Annotated in this window: 1 pseudogene; it reads right to left on the reverse strand. The window is 63.5% G+C overall.

Annotation, left to right across the window (positions count from 1 at the left end):
- A pseudogene (locus EOA49_RS32100) lies at positions 1 to 974 on the reverse strand (hypothetical protein); the annotation flags it as partial.
- Positions 975 to 1,024 lie beyond the last annotated feature (50 nt).

Raw genomic sequence — 1,024 nt, forward strand, 5'->3', positions numbered from 1 at the left:
GCTTCCGATTCCCCAGACGGCACGTTGTCGAAATTGAGTTCGAAATCGTCTCCGAAGACCTCTTCAGCCGCAGCCTCGTGACCGGCGACCGGTTCAGGATCGACAGCCGGGCCTTCCGGCTCCTCGGCAAGCGCGTCACGGAAGCTGAGCTCGAAATCGTCTTCGAAGACCTGATCGGCTACAGCTCCGTGATCGGGTTGGGGATCGAAGGCGGGCTCGGGATCGGCGGCGAAATGCTCGGCCTCAACAGGCGCCTCGAGAGCCGGCGATGGCTCGTCATCGACCGACAGTTCCTGCTCCAGGATCAGGTGCTGCGGCTGATCGATATCCATGGCGATATCAGCCGTCGCCTGCTCAAATTGGGCCTGATCAGATTGGGCCTGATCGAAATGGGCCTGATCAACTGCGGCCCGAACGAATTCGGCCTGATCGGACCCACTCTCGTAGTCTTCAGCGGCGATCGGCTGGTCGACAGCGGCGTGAGCCTCGATCGGCTGCACGTCGGCGCCTTCGGGCTCAATATCACGGTCATCGAAGGCCAACTCGTCCTCGAGCGACATCTGGACCGCAGTGTCGAAATCGGCGTCGAACGCCGTCTCGTCCGCAGGCTCAAGGACAGCAGGCTCGACAGCCGCAGGCTCGGCGGCCGCGGCGGCGCTCTCGTCCGTGTCAGGCTGGTCGTCGATCCAGAAGCCCTCATCCAGCGAGGCCGCCATTTCCTGGTCGACGGAAAGGTCGTCCTGCACGGGCGAGACTTCCAACGAACGCGCGACCGCCTTGTCGAAATCATCGTCAAATGCCGTGTCCGCTGCCGGCTCCGGCGCAGGGGGCGTGGCAACAGCGGGCGTGGCAAAATGGGCGTGATCCGCCGCATCGTCAAAGACGAAATCCCGTTCGAGAGAAGCGGCGAGCTCGTCGTCGCTGAGAGTGGCAGCCCAGTAAGCCGGCGCAGCCTGGGCAGCCTGCTGCGCCACCGGCTCGCTTTCCTCGGCAATGTCGAAGTCGCCCATCAACTCCTTTTCGA

It is taken from the genome of Mesorhizobium sp. M1A.F.Ca.IN.020.04.1.1 (genome assembly GCF_003997315.1).
GTDB lineage: Bacteria > Pseudomonadota > Alphaproteobacteria > Rhizobiales > Rhizobiaceae > Mesorhizobium.